Consider the following 20605-nt stretch of genomic DNA (forward strand, 5'->3'; position numbering starts at 1 on the left):
AGTCGTGATCGTCCGGACTACTCCAATGTGGGCTCCGTTTTCCAAGTCTCACTCCAGCGCGGCATACTCCAGCAGTCCCTGCTTCCCGCCTTCACGTCCGAAGCCCGACTCTTTATAGCCGCCGAAGGGCGAGCTGGGGTCGAACTTGTTGTAGGTATTCGCCCACACCACCCCGGCCTTCAATTCGCTCGCCATCTTCAGGATGCGGCTGCCCTTGTCGGTCCAGACCCCGGCACTCAGGCCGAAGGGCGTGTTATTCGCCTTCTCGACCGCTTCCTCCGGCGTGCGGAAGGTGAGGATCGAAAGCACCGGCCCGAAGATCTCCTCCCGTGCGACGCGATGGCTCTGCGAGACATTCGTGAAGAGCGAGGGAGCGAAGTAGAATCCCTTCGCGGGCAGCTTGCAGGCGGGTTGATGCAGCTCGGCACCTTCCTTCACGCCGCTGGCCACCAGTTCCTTGATCTTGGCAAGTTGCTCGGCGGAGTTGATCGCGCCCACATCGGTATTCTTGTCCAGCGGATCGCCGACACGCAGCACTTGCAGGCGACGCTTCAACTTCTCGGTCACCAATTCCGCCACGCTTTCCTGCACCAGCAAGCGGGAGCCCGCGCAGCAGACGTGGCCTTGATTGAAAAAGATGCCGTTCACGATGCCTTCCACCGCTTGGTCGAGCGGAGCGTCCTCGAAGACAATGTTCGCCGCCTTACCGCCGAGTTCCAAGGTGAGCTTCTTGCCGGTGCCTGCCAGCGAGCGCTGGATGATCTTGCCCACCTCGGTCGAGCCGGTGAAGGCGATCTTCGCTGCCGTCGGGTGATTCACCACCGCGGCACCCGTCTCTCCCGCGCCGCTCACGATATTCACCACGCCGGGCGGCAGGCCCGCGTCCATCAGGATGCTGGCAAACTTGAGCGCGGTGATCGAGGTGGTCTCCGCGGGCTTGATGACTACGGTGTTTCCAGTAGCAAGCGCCGGAGCGATCTTCCATGCCAGCATCAGCAGCGGGAAATTCCACGGGATCACCTGGCCCACCACGCCGAGCGGCGCGAGCGTGCGGCCAGGGGCCACGTAGGCCAGCTTGTCCGCCCAACCGGCGTGATAAAAGAAATGCGCCGCCGCCATCGGCAGATCGAAGTCGCGCGATTCCTTGATCGGCTTGCCACCATCGAGCGTCTCCGCCACCGCGAACTCGCGCGCACGGTCCTGCAGCAGCCGCGCGATGCGGAAGAGATACTTGCCGCGCTCCTTGCCCGGCAGCTTGCTCCATGCGGGGAATGCCTTCGCGGCCGCGGCATAGGCAGCATCCACATCCGCCGCGTTCGCCAGCGGGATCTCGCTCAGTTTCGCCCCGTTCCGCGGCGCGATGGAATCAAAGTAGTTCTTCGACTTCGGTGCCACGTACTTGCCGTCGATGAATAGCCCGAAGCGCGCTTCGATGAAGGGCTCCGCCGACTCCGGGGCCGGATCATACTCCCACAGATCTCCGAACAGGAGTTCACGCGGCCTGATGTTCCTTGAAGGTGTCTTCTTGGCTGCCATGGTGTTAGGGAATGACGAATGACGAATGAAGTGTTACCCGAGGCGATTTAGTAGCCGGTGCTATCATCGCTGAAGGTCCACGGTGCCTGATAGGCCCCGGTCCGTTGCGTCTCCAATTGTCTTAACAAATCGTTCAATAGCGAGGACGCCCCGAAGCGGTAGCGGCGGTTGTTCAGCCACGAATCGCCGAGCGTCTCCTTCACCGCGATCAGGAACTGCAGCGCCTGCTTGGCGGTACGGATGCCGCCGGCCGGCTTCATCGCGATCTCCGTGCCGGTCGCGAGATAGAAGTCGCGGATCGCTTCGATCATCACCTGGTTATTGCCCAGCGTGGCATTGGCCGAGGTTTTGCCCGTGCTGGTCTTGATGAAATCACCGGGGCGGATCACGCGCATCGCCAGGAAGGACGCTGCGCGGATGTTGTCGTAAGTCTCGAGCTCGCTCGTTTCGAGGATCACCTTCAGCGTCGCTTCCCCGCAGGCCTCGATCACTTGCGCGATCTCGTCCTGCACCAGCGACAGCTCGCCTTCCAGAAAAGCCCCGCGATTGATCACCATGTCGATCTCGTCCGCGCCATCGGCCACCGCTTGCCGCACCTCGGCCAAGCGCGTCTTTAGCGGCGCTTGGCCGGAAGGGAAGGCTGTGGCCACCGAGGCGATCTTCACGGCCGTGCCCTTCACATGCTTGGCTGCGTGTTTCACCATCGAGGGGTAAACACAGACCGCCGCGACCTGCGGGATATCACCCCCATGCGGGGAGAGCGCCTTCTGGCAAAGCGAGGCGACTTTGCCCGGCGTGTCCTTCCCCTCCAGCGTGGTGAGGTCGACCATCGTCACGGCCAGTTTCAGCCCGAAAACCTTCGAGGCTTTCTTCACGCTGCGGGTCGTATACTTCGCCACCCGTTCCTCGATGCCAACTGCATCGACGGTGCCGATCTCATCCAACAAACGACGCAAGGCCGGGCGAGTCATCGCCGCGCATCCTGAGGTGTTCGGGCGCTCAGGGCAAGGATGGAGCGCCCTCCGCGGAGAATCCGCTCACAGCGTGACCCGCATGATCCGCCCCGGGGACTTCGCGAGGAACCTCCGTGAGAGATCCTCGAACTGGTCGGAGAGATCGGTGAGATGGATCTCCAGCTTGCCCGTGTTCCCATCGGCTAACAGCTCCAGCTTGGTCAGCTCGTTCTTCACATGCTCCGCGCAGGTGGTGGCAGAGTCCACGAGGCGCACGCCATCCGGCAGGAACTGCTTCAACACCGGCACCAGCAGCGGGTAGTGCGTGCAGGCCAGCAGTAGGGTGTCGATGCCGCGCTCCAGCATGGGATCGAGATAGGTGTGCAGGGCCGCGTGGGTCGAGGGATGGTCCAGCCAGTCCTCCTCCACCAGCGGCACCAGCAGCGGGGCGGGGGTGGCGTGCAGGATCAGCCCGGTGCGCTTCAGGGCCAGCGCGTGCTGATAGGCATGCGATCGCACCGTGCCCCGCGTGGCGATGATCCCGATCCGCTGCGCGCCGGGGTCTGCCAGCACGGCCTCCACGCCCGGCTCGATGACGCCGATGATCGGCACCTGATAGCGCTCTTGCAGGGAAGGCAGGGCGTGGGCGGTCGCGGTATTGCAGGCCACGACCACGGTCTTCACGCCACGGTCCAGCAGGAAGCGCACATCCTCATGCGAGAACTGGCGGATCGTCTCCGGGCTCTTCGAGCCATAGGGCACCCGCGCGGTATCGCCTAGATAGACAATGTCTTCCGCGGGAAGGAGTTGCTGGACGGCGCGGACGACCGTGAGGCCGCCGACGCCGGAATCGAAGATGCCCAGAGGGGCGTTGCGCATGGGCGCGAGCAAAGAGCGGATCGCGCGTCCCGGAAAGTGCAAAGCGCGCCCAGCCTTTGCCTTTGCACCGGCGGCCCTACGCCGCTAGAAACGGCCCGTGAACGGAGAGATCGAGATCGCGATCGTGGGCAGCGGCCCCGCAGGATGCACCCTGGCCGCGCTGCTGGCGCAACGGGGGATCCGGACCGTGGTTTTCGACGACGACCGACGCCCCGAATTGCTGGTGGGCGAGTCGCTCCTGCCGCGCGTGGTCAACCTTATGCGCCGTCTCGGCATCGAGGACCGGGTAAGTGCTTTCTCCCAATACAAGCCGGGCGTCGGCTTCATTGCGCGCGATGGCAGCCGCCTCGACTTCTTTTTCCCGCAGAAGGCGATCAAGGGGATGCCGAACTACGCCTACAACATCCCTCGTCCGGAGTACGACAAGCTCCTGCGCACCCGTGCCGAGGAGCTGGGAGTCTTCTTCGTGAAGGGACGTGCCGAACTTGAGAAGGGCACCGAAGGGCGGGAGATCCAGCTCACCGCCGCCTGCCTTGCCTCCGTGCCGGAGTTGAAAGGCGTTCACCCCAAGCTTTTGGTCGATTCCACCGGCCGTGCCCGCACCTTCGCCAAGGTCATCGGTGTGGGATCGCAGCGCGGGAAGCGCAATGACGTGGCCTACTTCGCCCACTTCGAGGGCTTCGACGTGGAAGCCATGCGTGAAGGCCAGGTGGTGATCACCACGCTCAGCCGGGGCTGGAGCTGGCGCATCCCGCTGCCGGGTCGTCTCTCGGTCGGTGTGGTGGTGGACAAATCGGCCGCAAAGGAACACGGCGAAACTCCCGAGGAGCGCTTGGAGTCGATCATCGACAACGAGGCTTTCCTGAAGAATGCCGGCAAGGGCCGCCGCCGGGTCACGCCGGTGATGACCTACACCAACTACCAGCTCATCTCCGATCGCGGCCACGGGCCCGGGTGGGTGGCTGCGGGCGATGCCTTCGGCTTCGTTGATCCCATGCTCTCGCCCGGCCTGTTCATGGCCATGCATTCGGCGGATCTCATCGACCACCATGTGTTCTCCGGCGGCACCACCGCCCTGCTCTCCCAGCCGGCGCGTCTGGCAAAGGCCTTCGACCGCGTCTTCGACGAACTGCTCGATTGGCACGAGGCCTGGTCCGAGCTGATCGAATATTTCTACGATGGCCGGATGTATGCGCTTCACGCCGCGGGCGAACAGCTCTCCCAGCGCTACGGCGAGTCCGCCTTGCCGCGCCTGATGGAGCGCCATCTGACCAAACAGATCACGCGGCTCCTCTCCGGAGTGTCCACGCGCAGCCGCTACGGGCGGAATCTGCTGCGCTTCTCGCTGAAGCACCTCGTCTGGGACGTCGATCCCGCCGAGAATTTCGAGATCAAAGCTTGATACTGAGGAGTCTTCAGGACTCCCGATCCACGGCGATCCACTCCTTCTCGGAGGGCTCGAAGTGTCCGGTGTCGACCCCGGCGGCTTGGAGGACGGCCCGTTCGATGGCCTTCTTGTTCATGGCATAGCTCTTCTCCATCCGCGTGGGGAAGAGATTGAGCGCCAGACGGTTAGTTACACGGACACGGGCTTCGATCACGTGATCGCCGGTCTTGTTCGGGCAAATCGCGCTGACCATGAATTTGGTCCCGTCTGAATCGTAGAGATACTGGCCGACGGCTGCGAATGAGGGCTTGTCCGCGACCTCAAAGCGGACGTTTTGCCAGCCCTCGGTGCGCAGTCCGAGCTTGGTGGATCCGTAGTAACTCCCTGTGAATAATCCTATTAGGCCGATGGCGGCGATGCTCGTTTTGATCATGCGGCTGCTGTTTCCGCGGGAATAGCAGCCGATGTTCCAAAAGGACGGTTTCGGGGAAAATCAGTGATGAAATGGCCTGCGTGAATCCACGGAGAACCCTCAGTCCGGCTTCTGGATGTACTGCCAGATCGCCTCGAACTGCTTCAGGGCATCCCCGCCCAGCTCCGGGCGCTGCGACTTTCCTTCCTGCGAGTAGCGCGGCATCTTGGTAGAGGGCGTCACCGAGGTCGGGTTGTCCAGCCAGCGGACATACCATTCGTGGCGCAGGCGCTCATGCGAGATCGCGAAGTTCGGGCCTTCGACCTCGAAGGCGGCGCTGGCTTTCACGGGGCCGACGCCGTGGCAGGTGGTGCAGCCGAAGCCTTCCGCCGTGCTGATCAGCTTCTTGCCGATATCCGCCTGGGCCTTGTCGGGATTTGCGGCATCAGGCTTGCCGGGTGCCACGCCGTGGATGGCGGCGAGACCGCTGGCAAGTCCCGGAGCATAGCTCGGGAAGGCAGGCATGCGCATGTCGAGCCAAGGACGCGGCTTGGCAGTCAGCGTGCCGCCGATGATCGATTCGAGATAGGAGGAGTAGAGCATCTCACCGATGTAGGTGAGGTGAGGGCGGGACTGGTCCACCTTGTCGTGCTCGCCGTGAACGTGCTCCACCAAGCTCTTGGTTTCGAGGTGCACGGTATCGAGAAGCGAGGGCTTGCCATCCATCCCGTGGCAGCTGGTGCAATGGAGGGATTCCAGCTTGGCAGCGGCGTATTCGGCCGGCACGTGGCGGGCGAGCGGCTCGAGGCCCTTCTTGGAGAAGGCCACCAAGGCGGCTCGATCGTCGTCGTTCAGGGCCAGCTTCGGCACCTTGCCGCCGTGCTTGCCGGAGACGCAGCCCTTGGCGGTCCAATCGGCTTCGAAGGTCTTCGCCAGCGAAGGCGCTGCCATCGGGTTCATCGGCAGGCCGGCGTGGCAGCTGCCGCAATTCAGTGCCGCAGCGAGAGCCGCACCCTTTTCGGCACTGCCCTTCGGAAAGCCGGAAGGCTTCTGCTCAACCTTTGAGGAGGCGTCGAGGACGTAGGCCGCGATCGAATTGGCCTCTTCATCGCTGAGCGAGAAGTTCGGCATTCCGATGTGCGAGTAGAGCAACTGCGGATTCTTCAGGAAGCCGGCGAGGGCTCCCGGTTGGAACTTCGCGGCCACGTTGTGCAGGGGCACGCGGCCCTTGGCATCTTCCGCACTCGGCACCGCTTGCGGGCCGGTGTGGCAGGAGGCGCAGCCGAGGCGGTGGAAGTGCTCGCCACCTTTCTGAGCGAGGGCTTTGTCCGGAGCGGCAGGGACCTCCGTCTTGAAGGTCATGAGGTAGGCCGCGAGGTCGGCGGCCTGTTGCTTGCCTTCATCGGTGGAGGCATCCACCAGCGCGGGCATGCGGGTATCGGGACGGAGCGCGGAGGGATCAGCAATCCAGCGTGCGATCCACTCTTCATTCAAGCGGCCGCCGGATTGAGCGAGGATCGGGCCCTGCTCCTGGAGCTGGAACATCGGGGTCGCTCCCAGTTTGCCATCGAGGTCGAAGTGGCACTTCGAGCAATGGTTCTCCGCGAAGAGCAGTCGGCCCTTGCGTGCGAGATCCACCGGTGCCTCGGCCTTGGCGAAGGCGGTCGGCGGCACGCTCTGGCGCGGGAAGGCGGCTTCCTTCCAGAACAAGCGAAACTGGCCGGAGCCATCGGGCTTCGACTTGTAGGTGATCGTGACGTCGTGCTCGCCCTTGTTCAGGCGGGTGCTCTTGGATGCGGTGGCGCCGAACTTGCCGGACTCCTTGTGGACCTCCTTGCCATCGACCGTGAGCACGGCGTCGCCTTCACCCTCGAAGGAGAACTCCAGGCGCAGACGCTCGTCCAAGACCATCTTGCCGGTCCACGTGGTGGTAAAGGCACCCGCGGGCAGGAAGGGAGTCGGCGCCTCACCGGCATTCACCAGCAGGGCGGGGAGTCGGTCGGTGCGGGTGTCTTTCGCCCCGCCGGACTCGAAGGTCGCGGCGAGTTCCGCCTGTGCCGCCGTCGTGAGCAGCGACAGAGGCAGGGCAAACCGGGCAAGGAGGATCGGCTTCATGCAAGTACGTAGTCTGGATGCGAGCGGCCCGTTTGTCAGGCGCTTTTGGAAGTTAGAGACGGGAAGGGGAGATTACTTCCCCATCTTGCGGACGGTGGCGTGCAGGTCGCCCTTCAGCACTTCGCCTTCGCTGCTTTCGAGGTCCCATGAGACCTTGAGCTGCATGGAGGGCTTGTGACCTGCGAGGTCGAGTTCGACGGTCTGGCCGTCTTCGAGCAGGCGTGCAGCGCTCACTTCCACAGTGTCGCGGTTGTGATGCTCCTTCGATTCCTTCTCGAGCGCGATCTTCTCGGCTTCGGTGTCCGGCTTGTCCGCGGAGAACTCGCCGGAGCCGTATTGCGGGCCGCGCACGTAGTTCCAGCGGGAGGCGGTGTAGCTTTCCGTGTCGGTCGCCAGCTCTTCGTCGAGCTTGGCTTCGAAGTGGAGGCGCACGCCCTTCTCGGTGATCTCAAGCTTGTCCGGGATGGTGACGGTGCCACCGGTGTAGCGCACGCGCTGGAAGGCGCACTCGCTCGCGGCATTCGTTTGCCAGCCGCGGAAGCCCGCCACGAAGAGCGAGCCGTCCTTATGGAAGCGGGCGCGCATCGCGGAGGAACCGAGGTTCACGGGGATGCGGACCACGCCGCCCTGCAGGGTGCCTTCCGCGGAGGCATTCAGCACGCGGTAGAGCGAGGACTGGCCGTAGGAAAGGTGGATCAGCTCGCCGGGCTTCAGGCCCCACTTCACCCCCTGCGGTACCCAGATCTGGGATCCGCCGGAGTTGTCCACGTCCATCGGCAGGTAGCAGAGCGGCTCGGTGTAGGGAGCGTCCTTCAGGGTCTGGCGGCTCGGCTCGGTGCCGAAGAAGGCCGGACGCTGGTCGGCGGTGATGAAGTTGATCTTGCAGCAGGGCTGCCAGGTGCCCTCGTTCTCGCCGGTGGTGATCTCACCGTTCGGGCCGACGCCCACGCCGCCGGGGGCGCGCAGGCCCGTCGCGATGACCTCGAAGCTGCTGCCGTCCTTCGACAGGCGCATGACCGTGCCGTGGTTCGGGAAGATGGTGTCGAAGCCGCGGCCACCGGGCTTCACCGGGGCAGCCTTGGAGAAGTAGAAGTTGCCGTCGCTGTCCGTCTGCAGGTCGAAGGCGAACTCGTGGAAGTTCGGCGAAACCGCCACGCCGTTGAAGAAGCACTCGAACTGGTCGGCCTCGCCGTCCTGATTCAGGTCCTTCAGTTTGGTGATCTGGTCGCGGCCGTGCACGTAGATGTCGCCATCCACCACTTTCACGCCGAGCGGCTCGAAGAGGCCGGCGGCGTAGCGCTTCCACTCCAGCTTGGAGAGATCGCCCTTGATGCCCTTCACGATCCAGACATCGCCGTTCCATGCGGAGAGCGCGGCGCTGTCTTCATCGATGAAGTCGAAGCCGCCGAAGCGGATGTTCGCTTTCCACGGGTTGTTTTCCGGCAGGGTCAGGGTATCAGTCACCCAAGGCGACTTGGTATCGCTGCTGGTGCTGCCGGCGGTGGTGATCGTTTCTTTCCACAGGCCCTCGCCGCCCTTGGTCAGGCCGATGGGGGACAGGGGCTTCACCGGCTTTGCCTCGCCACGGGCGTAGGAGACGGTGAAAACCGTGGCCCCGCTCGCAGGAGCGAGTGTGGCGGTCAGGCGTGTATTCTTCTCGGCGGCGGCACCAAGCGTTACGCCCGCGCCGTCGGTTGCCACGGAGAGACCGCCTTCGGACTTCGCCTTGGTACCGTCCACCTTGAATGCCTTGTCATCCGCAACCAGCAGGGTCAGCGGCTTCTCGTGGGCACCCACCTCGAAGTAACGGGTCAGGCCGTCCGGGCCGGACTCCAGCGTTTCGAGCACCTTGGTGCCGTTGACGAGGTATTCGAAGACGATCCGGGAACCGGAGCGGTAGAAGCCCTTGTATTTGGCCTGCGGGATGTTGCCGCAGGCGGCGGTCACCTGGCTGGCCTTGCGGTCGGCGGTGTAGACGGTGAAGGACATCTCCGTGCGCTTGTCGCCGAAGCTGCCGCTCTCATCCGCCCAGCCGGGGCCGGGGACCGTGTTGAAGAGGAGATCCTTTTCGTTGGCGATCTTGACCAGCGCGCCGTGGGCACCGGTCCATGGGGTGCCGCCCCAGTGCACGCCGCCCTTGTAGACGCTCACGATGCGCAGCGTCTCCGTGTCGAAGAGCGCGCGGGTGCCGTCGCCCAGATCGAGCAGCACGCCCTTTACCGCGGCGATCTGCTCCTGGCCGTCGAAGGTACCGGCGAAGGAATTGCTCCATGCGGGGCCGATCTGCATTTCCTCATACCACTGGGCGGCATGGGACGGCAGTGCGGCGGCGGCGATGACGATCGGTGCAAGATACGGGCGCATGAGTGCTTGGTAACGTCTTGGGGTCGGATTGGGTTTACGGAAGGATGGCAAAGTGACGAGTAATGACAAGGCCTGTCCCCACCGCGAATGGACGGCGTCCATACGCCAAATCCGGATCGGCTTTAGCAAGCTCCCCTTTTGCGTGGTTTTTGCGTTCCCGGCTGCGGGAAGCTTGATCTCTCGCGGTTTTCAAACGACCGGCACTCATCTGTAGGACAACTTGCCGTCGATGGGAATGACACGCCGGAATCCCCCTCGACCGCCCGGAGATCCCCGCTAAGCTCCCGCGCGATGTGGGACTCCGCCTGGCAAACGATTACGGAATGGGGCGGTTGGCATACGGTGGGCACGAGCTTCGCCTGGGTGATCACGTCCTGCTTGCTGATTGCCGGCCTGATCGGCTGCATCATTCCGATCCTCCCCGGACACCTGATCCTGTTGTTCGCTGCCATCGCGCACCGTTTGATGCTCGGTCGTGAGGAGTCCGGCATGGAGTGGTGGTCCTTCGTGATCCTGACGGTGCTGCTCACGGTCTCCCAGATCTTCGAATTCGCTGCGGGAGCGGCTGGCACAAAGTGGTTCGGCGGCACGAAGTGGGGTGCCTGGGGTGCGCTACTCGGGGGCCTTGTCGGCATGTTCTTCTTCCCTGTCGGGCTTATCGCCGGCCCGCTCATCGGTGCCTTCGCTTTCGAAAAGCTCTTCGCAAAGCAGGAGCTCAAGCCCGCCGCCGTTTCCGGGGTCGGTTCGGTGGTCGGCACCGTTGCTGGCATGGGCATGAAGCTGGCGATCGGGATCGTGATGATCGTCTGGTTCTTCGTGGACTGCTTCTGGATAGGTTAAGCGCCGACGGGCTCCGTCCGGTTTTCAGAACTTGGCACTTCTCACCCGGGACTTCCGGCCCTAGGCTGGCCCCGCCGCTCTCCGGGTGATCGCAGTCTTGCTTGCAAGGCTGAGGAAAGTCCGGACACCGCAGGGCAACGCGCCTCTTGAAAGGGAGGGACGGCAGCGTCAAGGCTGCCGGACAGACAGTGCAGCAGAGAGCATACCGCCGATGGCCCGCAAGGGATCAGGTAAGGGTGAAAGGGTGGGGTAAAAGCCCACCGCGTGTCCGGGTAACCGGCGCGGCACGGCAAACCTCGCGTGGTGCAAGACAGAACAGGGGAAGGGCTGCCCGCCCGTCGTATCTCCGGGTATTAGTCGCAGTCCGCGCAAGCGGGCTCCCGCGCAAGCGGGGAGAGAAATGATCATCGACCTCCGCAAAGGCGGGGGAGACAGAATCTGGCTTACAGGAGAGCGGCCGCCTTCTTTTTCTTACCTTGCTCGCGAGCCATTCGCCGCCGGGCTAGACGGGCATCTTTCTCGTCGACCGGAATCGGAGGCGGGGGATCTAGAAGGTTGGTCCCGCTCCCATGGCTGGCAGCTAGGAGCTTCATCAGGATAAAAGCCGCCATTCGCATCGGCTTCGGAACATATTTCTGAAGCCAATCCCGTAATATTGAAGCCGAAGGCCGGTGGTCTTCTGGAGGAGGAGTTTCCATTTGGCCTCGACTAGGATTGCGAGTCCCGATTCATGCTGATCAAGATAGGATTCCTAGGATGGGATAGATCGTAGATGAATGAATAAACAGCGGAATAGACGACTTGGCCGCTTTCACCCGGTAGGGTGTCGGCCGAGACCGATCGGCTGATCCGCAGATGGCCTTCGTTAGTCCAACCCATCACGCTTTCATGGCTCCGCGGTCTGAACTCTTTGAATCCCGGAATTACCGCCTCGATCGGGAAGGCGGGTAGCTTCACCTCCTTACAAGCGATGCCTCCTCGTGGAGCGTCCCTAATGACAAAAACGATGACGTGAGAGTAAAAGCGCTCGGAAACCGTGAGGGCAACCCGGTCACCTTTTGGAGTCCAAGTCGCCTTCATGTTCTCCCGGATCGGTCTGGCGTCGCTATTGGCGTCACATGAATACTGGATTGCAGCGAGCAACTTGCCCGTCGCCCGCTCGCGCACCAAGATCTTCGGGAAGGAATCTCCTTTAAACTCAAGTTGGTTCCAATCCACCTGATCCTTATCGGTGGAGACCGCCACCTCGAAACGCGCCTCCGGGTCGGGTGAAGCAGACACTGCGACGGGGGCTCCCACGCATGGGAACACAAGGGCTGTCAGCAGCAGGGGTATCACCCGGATCATGGGGTCACTATTGGGGCGGAGGTGCGTTTCGTCAGGGCGGTTTTCGGCTCTCACCGCAGCGGCGGGGGCACGATTGACGAGTTGCCGTCCTGTCTGCTGTTGTCCAGGATCTTCGCGAGGCCGGCTACGGCGCCGCCGATGTCGCTCAGGTTCTGCGGCAGGATCAGGGTGTTCGTTTCCTTCGCGAGGTTGCCGAACTGGATGACGTACTGCTCCGCGATCCGCAGGTTCACCGCGTCCTTGCCGCCCGGTTGCTGGGTGGCGTGGGCGATGCGGATGATTCCTTCCGCCGTGGCGTTTGCCAGCAGTTCGATCTCGCGGGCCTTACCTTCGGCCTCGTTGATCTGGCTGAGCTTCTTGGCCTCGGATTGCTTGATGACTTCCTGCTTCTGGCCTTCTGCCACGTTGATCTGCGCCTCGCGCTGACCTTCGGAGAGGGCGATGGTCGCACGGCGTTCACGCTCCGCGCGCATCTGCTTCTCCAATGCGTCCTGCACCGATTGCGGCGGCTTGATGTTCGCGATCTCGTAGCGGGTGATCTTCAGGCCCCAAGGCTCGGAGGCTTTGTCGAGCGCGGTGATTACTTGCGCGTTGATGGTATCGCGTTCCTCAAAGGTGCGGTCGAGTTCCAGCTTGCCAATCTCCGAGCGCAGGGTCGTCTGCGCGAGCTGGGTGGCGGCGAAGTAATAATTGTCGATGCCGTAGGAAGCGAGCTTCGGATCGAGCACCTGCATGTAGAGCAAGCCGTCGATCTCGATCGAGATGTTATCCTTCGTGATACAGAACTGCGGCGGCACATCCATGGCCACTTCCTTCAGCGAGTGCTTGTAGGCCACGCGCTCGATGAAGGGGATCGTGATGTGAAAGCCTGCCTCCATCGTGCGGTGATACTTGCCAAGCCGCTCGACGATGTGGGCCTGCCGCTGCGGGACGATCCGTGCGGTTTTGATCAGCGCAACGACCAGGATAGCAACCAGCGCGACGACCAAGGCGGCAAAGAAACCGGAACTTCCGTCCGACTGGGCGAGGAGTGGCGTGAGGAATGTGGCGTTCATGATTGGGGTGGGGAATGAAGGAGTCGATGGATCAGCGGCGGGGGCGGACGTGGAAAGTGAGGCCTTCGCGGCGCTCGATGATCACCGTGCTGCCGGCAGGAATGGCGACTTCGCTGCGGGCCTTCCAGTTCGCACCCTTGATCTCCACTTGGCCATCGCCGCCGTGACCCGGTAGCGAGGTGATCACGCGTGCTTCGCGACCGGTGAAATCGTCGTCGCTGTGGTTGAAATTCGTCGAATCGCCCACGAACCACTTCTTCACGTAGCGGCGCAGACCGAAGAGCAGGATCGCCGAGCTGATCCCGAAAACCGCCGCCTGCTCGCCGATTCCGTCGGTCAGGCCCATCCAAGTCGTCAGCGCCGTGATGATCGCGCCGATCCCGAAAAACACGATGATCACCCCCGGGGCGAAAAATTCGACCATGATGAGCACGACTCCTACGAGGAGCCAGAGGGTTTTTGCATCGAGAGACATCGGAAATCAGCGGGTTTTCGCCCTGCGTTCTAACACGCTACACCACCCCGGCGAATTACAAAGTGGGGGGAATCGTGGAGGGCAAGAATGGCAGAACTTTGCGGCTGCGTGGGAGAGTCCGGCGGGCTAGGATCACCCCGATGCACGATCCCTTCCGAGAGCCGTTGAAAAAAAGGGTGGGTGGGAGCTTGAGTCGATTGCCTCCTTTGGAGAGGCTCGCGATGCTTCGACGCAATGCCCTCATGCTTCGCGGGGGCAGATGGGCACCTCCGGCTGATGATGGAACCTTCGTTCGAAAGGTTGTTGGTATTGCTCGCTGAGGGAAAAGGGTTTGGCTTGATGCAGCGGCTTTGCGCCGGCTGCTTGATGATCCCCGAGCCCTCGATTGATCCTTTCCTTTCTTCCTCCTGTTCATCCCTTGCGAAGCGGCCAAACTCCGCCCGTGACCACTTGGGAGGCAGCTTGTTCCACCGTCGATTCCTGTCTCGCGCGCGGCGTGAGCGAGTTCGTGATCTGCGCCGGAGCGCGGAATGCGGCCCTTGTTGAAGTCTTGGCCCGCGCGGAAGCCGCTGGCGTGGCCCGGGTCTGGCGTCATTTTGAGGAACGCAGCGCCGGATTCTTCGCGCTAGGCCGGACCATGGCCACGGGCGAGCCCTGCGCGGTGGTCACCACCAGCGGCACCGCCGTCGCCGAGCTGCTGCCCGCCGTGGTCGAGGCCTATTATCAGGGCCGCCCCCTGCTGGCCCTGACTGCCGATCGCCCGGAGCGCTTCCGCGGCACCGGTGCCCCGCAGGCGATCACCCAGCCCGGGATCTTCGGCGAGCATGCCGGCACCGGAGAGATCTCCGCTTGGCTCCAGCGGGCGCCCTGGCACTGGAATGTCGAGCTGGAGGAGGACTTCCAGCCCGGTGAATGGACGGCACCCTCAGGACTCCAGAAGCCGCGGATCCCACCGCCGAATTTCTCCGTGGCGGAGCTAGCCCACTGGCTGCGCGACGATCTCTACCGCGGTCTCGTCGTGATGATCGGCGATCTGGAGCCGGAGGATCAGGAGCACGTTTTCCACTTCTGCGTCGACCTCGGCGCTCCCGTCGCGGTCGAGGCGACCAGCGGCCTTCGCGAAGCCCTCGTCGAGCTCTGCCTGCCGGATCCCGACCGGATGCTGCGGGAGACGCCGCCGGGCAAGGTCCTGCGGATCGGCGGGGTGCCGAGCGGTCGCTTCTGGCGCGATCTCGAGAACTTTCCGGAGACGGAGGTCTGGAATATCACCCGCACCGGCTTCCCCGGTCTCGCCCGGGAATGCACCACCATCGTCTCGCCGGTGGGCCGGGCGATCAAGGGACTGGGTGACGTGGAGAAGGCAGGCGACGCGCTCGACTACTTCCGTCGTACTTCACGCCGTGCCGGGGAGATCGAGGATCTGGTGGAAGCCTACCCGGAGAGCGAGCCCGGCCTGCTGCGCGTCCTCTCCGCCTATGCTTCCACCGGCTCGGCCTTGTATCTCGGCAATAGCATGCCGATCCGCGAGTGGAACCTCTTCGCCCAGTGCAGCAAGCCGGTGACCGATGTGCGTGCGAATCGCGGCGTGAACGGCATTGATGGTCAGCTCTCCACCTGGCTCGGCTGGACGGCGGACTTGGAAGACGCCTGGTGCTTGGTGGGCGATCTCACCGCGCTTTACGATCTTGCCGCACCCGCATGGCTCGGGCAGATCGAGCGAAAGGGCCGGGTGCTGGTGGTGATCAACAACGGTGGCGGTCAAATCTTCTCCCGCCTGCCCCGGCTCGACTCGATGAGCGAGCGGGCGAAGGAGCTGATGCTGAATCCCCATGAAGTTCGTCTCGATAGCTGGGCGGCCATGTGGGGCATGAATTACCTCCGCATCGCCAACGAGGACGGCTTCGACGAACTCTCCCCTGGCGAAACCCCCTTGGTTGTGGAAGTGGTCCCCGACGCCGAAGAAAGCGCCTTCTTCTGGAAGGCGTGGGACGCCATGAAATGAGCCGCCGCTACTCCAACCCCTGGCCACACGAAGATCATTCCGTCCTGTCGCTGCTGCGCTGGCGGCTCGGCCGGATGCCGAATGACGAGCGCTTCACCACGGACGACAGCCCAGCGCCGTTAGTCCCCTTCACGCCGGCCGCTCCGCCGGAGCAGGGCTGGCGGATCACTTGGCTCGGGCATGCTTCCTTCCTGATTCAGGGCCTCGGGCACAGCTTCCTGATCGACCCCGTCTTCGCCGATCACTGCGCGCCGTTTCCGATCAAGTCGCTCTATCGCCGTGTTCCGCCACCCTGCCGGATCGAGGACTTGCCCAAGATCGACGCGATCCTGCTGACCCATTCTCACTACGATCATCTCGATCTCGCCTCGTTGCGCACCATCGGCACGGACATCCCGGTGGTGATCTCATCCGGCCACTCGAAGTGGCTTCGGGGAAAGGGCTTCACTCATGTCCGTGAGCTGGCTTGGAACGAATCGCTGGAGCTCTTCCCCGGAATCAAGCTGAGTTCCACCCCGGCCCAACATTTCTCCGCCCGCACACCCTTCGACCGGAATGTCGGCCATTGGTGCGGTTGGTTGTTAGAGGGCGGCGGCGTGAAGCTCTGGCATGCAGGTGATACTGGCTACTGCCCGGCCTTCCAAGAGATCGGCGAGAAGCATGGTCCCATCGACTTCGCCATGATCCCGATCGGTGCCTACTCGCCGCGCTGGTTCATGCGGCCGATCCACATCGACCCGGAGGAAGCCGTGCAGGTCTTTCTGGACGCGCGTTGCAAGCGAGCCATCGCCATGCACTGGGGCACCTTCCCGCTCACCGATGAACCGATGTCCGAGCCGCCGCTGCGGCTTCGTCGCGCCGTAGCGGAAGCCGGTTTGGCGGAGGATGCCTTCACCACCGGAGCCGTGGGCCAGAGTTGGACGCTTCACTGACCCTGGTAGGGCACTGGCGCGTCATCCGGTAGCGGCTGGTCCGTCCCGGGAAGCGGCGGAAGATAGTCATCGGAGGGCAAGGGTTCCGGTGCAGGCTCTGGCACGGGTTGCTGTGCCGGATCCTGCGGCAGGATCTTGGACCGAGCCTTCGTCTGCCCGGCCTTCTCCTTCGCTTCCTTCTCGGCTTCCTCTTTTGCCTCCTCTGGTTTCTCCTCGTCGCTCTTTTTGAAAGCGTTCGCGGACTTGTCGTAAGCTTTCTTCCCCACCTTCGCCGTTCCTTCAACGACCGCACCCGCCACCTTGAATGGAGCCCTCACCAAGCCGCAGGAGGGCAGCAGCGGAAGTGTCACGATCAAGATGATCCGCGGGGCAAGCGATCCAAGCATGGGAGGAAGACTAACAATCCCGGGTTTCTCCGCCAGCAGTTTGACGGTTTCAGCATGCGCTTGCTGCGAGTTCCAGCCGGAGCTTTGATTCGCGGAGAATGAAAGGAACGCTCTGGTGCCTCCACGGGGCCGTCGGCATGGCCGCGGACTGGCAGGGGCTGTCCCTGCCCGGATGGGCGGTGAAGAGGGTGGATCTCTGGCGCTTCCTCGATTGCTGCGCGATGAGCATGGAGGAGTTCGGCCGCGCCCTGAACACCGAGGCGCGGGCGGAGCAGGGACCGAAGGTGCTCGTCGGCTACTCGATGGGCGCGCGGCTTGGACTGCATGCCTTGCTCCAAGGCGGTCCTTGGGAAGCAGCGGTCTTGATCGGCCCACACCCGGGCTTGGAGCAGGAGGCGGATCGGGTGGCGCGGCGGGAGGCGGATGCCGAGTGGGCCTCGCACGCCCTCTCTGGCGATTGGCGGGATTTTCTGGATCGCTGGGAGTCCCAGCCGGTTCTCGGCGGCTCCTCCTTCCCGGCGGATCGCGCTTTGCTCTCCGCCCGCCGTCGCGAGGTGGCACGCAGTTTTATCGATTGGTCGCTCGGCGCGCAGCTCCCTCTCTGGGACCGGCTGGGCGAGATCCGCTGCCCGGTCCTCTGGTGCGCGGGCGAGCGGGATGCGAAGTTCCGCGAGCTGGCAGAACGGGCCGTTCCGCGTCTTCCGCAGGGTGAATTGTGGCTCGCCCCGGGTTCCGGACACCGCGTTCCTTGGGAGGCCCCGGCGGCATTCCGGGAGAAGCTGGGGGAATTTCTTGAGCGGGTGGCGGGCTAGGCCAAGACTGCCGCCGCCATGTGGACCACCGTTCGCGAATTCGAGGACATCCGTTATGAAACCACGGATGAAGGACAGATCGCCAAGATCACCATCAACCGACCGCAGGTCCGCAATGCCTTCCGGCCTTTGACCGTGAAGGAGCTGCTCATCGCCTTCGAGATGGCGCATGAGGATCCGGAGGTGGGGGTCATCATCCTCACCGGCGAGGGCCCGGACGCCTTTTGCTCCGGCGGCGATCAAAAGGTGCGTGGCCACGCCGGCTATGTCGGCAGCGATGGCGTGCCGCGCCTGAACGTGCTCGACCTCCAGAAGAAGATCCGCGGCCTACCCAAGCCGGTGGTCGCCATGGTTGCCGGTTATGCCATCGGTGGCGGCCACGTGCTGCATGTCGTCTGCGATCTCACCATCGCCGCGGATAATGCCCGCTTCGGCCAGACCGGTCCGAAGGTCGGCTCCTTCGACGGCGGCCTCGGCTCCAGCTACCTCGCCCGCATCGTCGGCCAGAAGAAGGCCCGCGAGATTTGGTACCTCTGCCGCCAGTATGACGCGCAGCAGGCGCTCGAGATGGGCCTTGTGAATACCGTGGTGCCGCTTGCGGAGCTGGAAGCGGAGACCCTGAAGTGGTGCCGCGAGATGCTCCAGCACTCGCCGCTCGCCCTGCGCTGCCTGAAGTCCGCGCTGAATGCCGATTGCGATGGCCAGATGGGCCTGCTCGACCTCGCCGGCAATGCCACCCTGCTCTACTACATGAGCGAGGAAGCGAAGGAGGGGAAACAGGCCTTCGTCGAGAAGCGCAAGCCGGACTTCAAGAAGTTCCCGCGCGTGCCTTGAGTTCGTTCTGTTGGGGGTATGCGAGCATGCTTGCATCCCCCCATGGGTTTGATATCAAGCGTATAGCCGTAAAAGGCTTGCACTAACCCATGAAACACCAAAGTCGCTACCACATGTCGTACGCTGCTGCCCTCATGGCACTGGCGTCCCTCACGCCAACCGCCTTCGCGGGCAAAGGCCCTGAACCGGAACCGGACATCGATTCCGGCATCGCCGTTGCTTCCGGCATCGGAAATGCCGCTTTGACCTCTGCCCGGACGACCACCCGCGATGTCGGGGACCGTCTCTTCCGCATGCGCGCGGGCCTGCGCCCGATGGAGCACACCGTCCAGGAAGAGGTCGCCCCTGCCGCCGGTTCGAAGGGCGGGATCACCACCAGTCGCACCGTCTCCAGCATGAACTGCTGGGAAGTCTATGGCTCCCTCTTCTACTACACGGAGCAACAGGATGCACAGTTCCGGAACATCCCCGGAGTCGTCGGCGGCCCGAATGGCGGCATCCTGCTCGTCCATCCGGACACGGATCTCGATATGTTTGGCGGCACCGTCGGGCTCGAGCGTCACTTCAATGAGAACTGGAGCGGTGGCTTGGCCATCAGCGGCTCGAATACCGATGTCGATATGACCTTCGTCGGCAGCAGCGATCTCGATACCATCGCGGTCACGCCATACATCTCCTTCTACAAGGCGGATGCCTTGGGTGCCTCGGATTTCTGGGCGGACGTGATGTATTCGCATGGCTTCCACGAGTTTGATATCCAGCGCCTCACTGCGGGCGGTCTCGCCTCCGGATCCCCGGATGCGGATACCGACCAACTGGAGTTCACGACCGGCTTGAACTACCAGTCCGGCAATGTGACCCATGGACCCTATGCCGGTCTGCGTTGGATCGATGGTTCAGTGGATTCCTACACCGAGGTCGGCCCCGGTGCGGGCTTCTTCCCGGAGCAGGACATCGAGTCCCTGGCCAGCATTCTCGGCTATCAACTGTCCTTCCCGATCCAGACTTCCGCGGGCACTCTCGTCCCGCAGGTGCGGGGTGCTTGGGAGCATGAGTTCGAGGATGACGGGAATACCATCCTCGGCTTCCCGCTGGGTGAGCGCGATGAAGATACCGCCGTCTTCGGTGCGGGCATCGGCTACTACTTCAACAGTGGCTGGAACACCGTGCTCGATTACGAAGGCCGCCTCGGTAGCAACATCGAGGGCCACTACGTCTCGCTGAAGGTGGGCAAGGAGTTCTAAACGCAAGGCTCCGATCGGTTGTTGGCCCGTCCCGGGTGTTTGCCGGGGCGGGCTTTTCGCTATCTGTGCTTGGCAGGAGCTCCCCGGAGGGGCTTGTTCCGGGCGTGATCAAGCCGCTTCTGCTCGCGACCCGGCCGAAGACCCTGCCCGCCGCCATCGTGCCGGTCTGGGCGGGCTGCGTGCTGGCGTGGAAGCTCACCGGCGGCTTCGATCTGCTGCTGGCGCTTTGCACCCTCGGCGGTGCGGTCTTCATCCAGATCGCCACCAATCTCTTCAACGACGCGATCGATGCGGCGAAGGGTGCGGATACCGAGCGACGCACCGGACCGCAGCGTGTCACGGCCAGCGGCTTGCTTTCGCGGAAGGCGGTGATGACCGGAGCCGCCGTCTTTCTCCTTCTCGCCATCGCCTGCGGTGCCGTGCTGATCCATGCGGCAGGCTGGCCAATCCTGGCGATCGGAATCCCTTCTCTCTATCTCGCCTACGGCTACACCGGTGGCCCATTCCCGCTCGCCTATCGCGGCATGGGAGAGATTTTCGTCGTGGCCTTCTTCGGCTTGGTCGCGGTGGGTGGCACTGTCTTCGTCCAGACCCTCCAGTGGCGCCCGGAGGCCTTGTTGCTAGGTGGGCAGATCGGGCTCCTCTCCGCAGTGCTGATCTCGATCAACAATCTGCGCGATCGTGAGGAAGACGCTACCACTGGCAAGCGTACGCTGGCCGTGCGTCTCGGTCCGAAGGTGGCGCGGATCATCATCTGGCTGGAGGTCAAACTCGCCGTCTTCCTCGGGCTGGCATGGTTCGCCTTCAAGCTGCCTTGGTTGGTGCTTGCGGTGCTGCCGCTGTTGACCCTCGGTCTGCGGATCATCTGGGGTGCCTTCACCATGCCGGAAGGGCGGGGGATGAACAAACTCCTCGCGCTCTCCGCGCTCCAGTTGGTCGCCTTCGCTACCCTCTTCCACGTACTCGCCCGCCTCTGAAAGCCGCCGCTCCTTTCGATTGGCACTTGGAACTTCTCACTTGGAACTTTCCCCG

Annotated in this window: 18 protein-coding genes and 1 other RNA gene; 9 read left to right on the forward strand and 10 right to left on the reverse strand. The window is 63.4% G+C overall.

Annotated features, from left to right (window positions below; all coding sequences use genetic code 11):
- Positions 1–48: 48 nt before the first annotated feature.
- The 3 genes from OJ996_RS13365 to murI all read right to left on the reverse strand — a co-directional run bounded on the left by OJ996_RS13365 (position 49) and on the right by murI (position 3368).
- Positions 49–1536, reverse strand: coding sequence for an aldehyde dehydrogenase family protein (locus OJ996_RS13365; protein ID WP_264514106.1), 1488 nt, complete (start codon positions 1534–1536; stop codon positions 49–51).
- Positions 1537–1583: 47 nt separating this feature from the next.
- Positions 1584–2507 (reverse strand): deoxyribose-phosphate aldolase, encoded by a 924-nt coding sequence (deoC, locus tag OJ996_RS13370; protein ID WP_264514107.1) that lies wholly within the window; start codon positions 2505–2507, stop codon positions 1584–1586.
- 66 nt (positions 2508–2573) lie between these two features.
- Entirely contained in the window at positions 2574–3368 is a 795-nt protein-coding gene (gene murI / locus OJ996_RS13375) for a glutamate racemase (RefSeq protein ID WP_264514108.1), read from the reverse strand.
- Between the two features lie 97 nt (positions 3369–3465).
- Here murI and OJ996_RS13380 point away from each other — a divergent pair, with 97 nt between their 5' ends.
- On the forward strand, positions 3466–4770 hold the full coding sequence (locus tag OJ996_RS13380) for an NAD(P)/FAD-dependent oxidoreductase (RefSeq protein ID WP_264514109.1): 1305 nt from the start codon (positions 3466–3468) through the stop codon (positions 4768–4770).
- Between the two features lie 13 nt (positions 4771–4783).
- Here the strand turns inward: OJ996_RS13380 and OJ996_RS13385 are convergent, their stop codons facing one another.
- From OJ996_RS13385 to OJ996_RS13395, 3 genes are all read right to left on the reverse strand, one after another.
- Positions 4784–5188 (reverse strand): hypothetical protein, encoded by a 405-nt coding sequence (locus OJ996_RS13385; protein WP_264514111.1) that lies wholly within the window; start codon positions 5186–5188, stop codon positions 4784–4786.
- A gap of 99 nt (positions 5189–5287) precedes the next feature.
- The gene (locus tag OJ996_RS13390; RefSeq protein ID WP_264514112.1) at positions 5288–7282 is read right to left on the reverse strand and encodes a c-type cytochrome; all 1995 of its coding nucleotides are present in this window, start codon (positions 7280–7282) and stop codon (positions 5288–5290) included.
- A 72-nt stretch (positions 7283–7354) separates the two neighbouring features.
- Entirely contained in the window at positions 7355–9646 is a 2292-nt protein-coding gene (locus OJ996_RS13395; protein ID WP_264514113.1) for a DUF6797 domain-containing protein, read from the reverse strand.
- A 291-nt stretch (positions 9647–9937) separates the two neighbouring features.
- Here OJ996_RS13395 and OJ996_RS13400 point away from each other — a divergent pair, with 291 nt between their 5' ends.
- Both OJ996_RS13400 and rnpB read left to right on the forward strand, forming a co-directional pair.
- Entirely contained in the window at positions 9938–10486 is a 549-nt protein-coding gene (locus OJ996_RS13400) for a DUF456 domain-containing protein (RefSeq protein WP_264514114.1), read from the forward strand.
- A 73-nt stretch (positions 10487–10559) separates the two neighbouring features.
- Positions 10560–10948: RNase P RNA component class A (gene rnpB, locus OJ996_RS13405), an RNA gene on the forward strand.
- A 246-nt stretch (positions 10949–11194) separates the two neighbouring features.
- Here the strand turns inward: rnpB and OJ996_RS13410 are convergent.
- The 3 genes from OJ996_RS13410 to OJ996_RS13420 all read right to left on the reverse strand — a co-directional run bounded on the left by OJ996_RS13410 (position 11195) and on the right by OJ996_RS13420 (position 13363).
- Positions 11195–11767 carry a hypothetical protein gene (locus tag OJ996_RS13410; RefSeq protein ID WP_264514115.1) on the reverse strand — a complete coding sequence of 191 codons (573 nt, stop codon included), beginning with the start codon at positions 11765–11767 and terminating at the stop codon, positions 11195–11197.
- Positions 11768–11883: 116 nt separating this feature from the next.
- The gene (locus OJ996_RS13415; RefSeq protein WP_264514116.1) at positions 11884–12888 is read right to left on the reverse strand and encodes an SPFH domain-containing protein; all 1005 of its coding nucleotides are present in this window, start codon (positions 12886–12888) and stop codon (positions 11884–11886) included.
- 31 nt (positions 12889–12919) lie between these two features.
- A complete protein-coding gene (locus OJ996_RS13420) occupies positions 12920–13363 on the reverse strand; it encodes an NfeD family protein (RefSeq protein WP_264514117.1) in 444 nt (147 codons plus the stop codon).
- Between the two features lie 442 nt (positions 13364–13805).
- Here OJ996_RS13420 and OJ996_RS13425 point away from each other — a divergent pair, with 442 nt between their 5' ends.
- The gene (locus OJ996_RS13425; protein WP_264514118.1) at positions 13806–15365 is read left to right on the forward strand and encodes a thiamine pyrophosphate-binding protein; all 1560 of its coding nucleotides are present in this window, start codon (positions 13806–13808) and stop codon (positions 15363–15365) included.
- Positions 15362–16297: an MBL fold metallo-hydrolase gene (locus OJ996_RS13430; RefSeq protein ID WP_264514119.1), complete on the forward strand. Its 936-nt coding sequence runs from the start codon at positions 15362–15364 to the stop codon at positions 16295–16297. Before OJ996_RS13425 ends, OJ996_RS13430 begins: the two co-directional genes overlap by 4 nt.
- Here the strand turns inward: OJ996_RS13430 and OJ996_RS13435 are convergent.
- Complete coding sequence (locus OJ996_RS13435) at positions 16291–16683, reverse strand: hypothetical protein (protein ID WP_264514120.1); 393 nt, start codon at positions 16681–16683, stop codon at positions 16291–16293. The two genes, OJ996_RS13430 and OJ996_RS13435, sit on opposite strands and share 7 nt — an antisense overlap.
- Before the next feature lie 98 nt (positions 16684–16781).
- Between OJ996_RS13435 and OJ996_RS13440 the strand changes: the two genes are divergently transcribed.
- The 4 genes from OJ996_RS13440 (at position 16782) to menA (ending at position 20550) form a co-directional block, all read left to right on the forward strand.
- A complete protein-coding gene (locus OJ996_RS13440) occupies positions 16782–17495 on the forward strand; it encodes an alpha/beta fold hydrolase (RefSeq protein ID WP_264514121.1) in 714 nt (237 codons plus the stop codon).
- Positions 17496–17513: 18 nt separating this feature from the next.
- Positions 17514–18329 carry a 1,4-dihydroxy-2-naphthoyl-CoA synthase gene (menB, locus tag OJ996_RS13445; protein ID WP_264514122.1) on the forward strand — a complete coding sequence of 272 codons (816 nt, stop codon included), beginning with the start codon at positions 17514–17516 and terminating at the stop codon, positions 18327–18329.
- A gap of 89 nt (positions 18330–18418) precedes the next feature.
- Entirely contained in the window at positions 18419–19573 is a 1155-nt protein-coding gene (locus tag OJ996_RS13450) for an autotransporter outer membrane beta-barrel domain-containing protein (RefSeq protein WP_264514123.1), read from the forward strand.
- A gap of 104 nt (positions 19574–19677) precedes the next feature.
- Positions 19678–20550 (forward strand): 1,4-dihydroxy-2-naphthoate octaprenyltransferase, encoded by an 873-nt coding sequence (gene menA, locus OJ996_RS13455; RefSeq protein ID WP_264514124.1) that lies wholly within the window; start codon positions 19678–19680, stop codon positions 20548–20550.
- Positions 20551–20605: the final 55 nt, after the last annotated feature.

Source organism: Luteolibacter rhizosphaerae (genome assembly GCF_025950095.1).
In the GTDB taxonomy this organism is placed as follows: domain Bacteria; phylum Verrucomicrobiota; class Verrucomicrobiia; order Verrucomicrobiales; family Akkermansiaceae; genus Haloferula; species Haloferula rhizosphaerae.